1 protein-coding gene is annotated in these 929 nt (G+C 55.8%); it reads right to left on the bottom strand.

The features are described 5' to 3' along the window. Positions 1–929: putative type VI secretion system effector (locus KQJ19_RS23745; RefSeq protein WP_216404288.1), on the bottom strand; the 929-nt coding region annotated here is incomplete at both ends.

Raw genomic sequence — 929 nt, 5'->3', positions numbered from 1 at the left:
GATCAAAGGGCGTACCTTTGCGCAGAGGGTTTGGCGGGATCTCTGTTCGCTTCCACTCTTTTTTTCGCCGTTTATGTAGAGTTTCCAGGTTAATATCCGCCACGTTTTCCCAGCCCAGCAGGGTGAATATCTCCTCTGACAGCGTTTCTTCCGGTAACGGCTTATGTTTGTAAATTGACCAGGCCGCGGGAAGCAGGCACATCACCAGCAGAAAAACTATTGTGCCTGCTATAAATATATAGAACATAGGATCGTAAAATGATGCCATACCATCGCTACACAGCAATGTTATGAGGACAACGGCCAGGCTCAGATAGCAAACCCGCAACGGGATACGCACTGCCGCCCGGCGCGCCTGATTCTTTCCCCGGTAACACCCCGGCGTCATGCACACTGACTGCTCCTCCGGCCTGTGGATGGCATACACCAGATACTCCTCGCCGACCGGTGCCGCCAGCAGTTCCACCTCCTCGCCTTCATAGCACCAGTGACATCCCAGCCAGCCCGAAAAACGTCTGCCGCTAATGCGCCCGGTCAGATACCAGGCCCCGCACAGCGGCCTGTCATAGTCCTGCAGCAGGGCCGAAGCTGTCCCTCCCGAGCCGCTGGCCGCCCAGACCACCGCCGACGCCGCCATCTTCTTTTTATACCGGGTGTAGTAGGCGTTTCCTTCCGGATAGGACAGAACGTCGAAATGCTGCACCACCCGCCGCTGCGTCAGTTTTTCTATGACGCCCCGAACTTTAATCAGCGGTGCCGGAGGCGGCAGCACCGGGTCCGGCGGGGCGTTTTTCAGCGCCTCCAGCAGCTCTTTCTCTTTCAGGCGAAAATGTGCCAGCCATTTTCCTTTTTCATTTTTGGCCTCGATATTGCGCAGAATTTCCTGCGTTCGCGCCAGCTCACTTTTTTGCTGCAGATAGTTATGAAGC

It is taken from the genome of Citrobacter sp. S46_ASV_140 (genome assembly GCF_018919545.1).
Classification (GTDB): domain Bacteria; phylum Pseudomonadota; class Gammaproteobacteria; order Enterobacterales; family Enterobacteriaceae; genus Citrobacter; species Citrobacter braakii.
The sequence above is the reverse complement of the archived record's forward strand: the minus strand, read 5'-3'. Positions and strand labels throughout refer to the sequence as shown.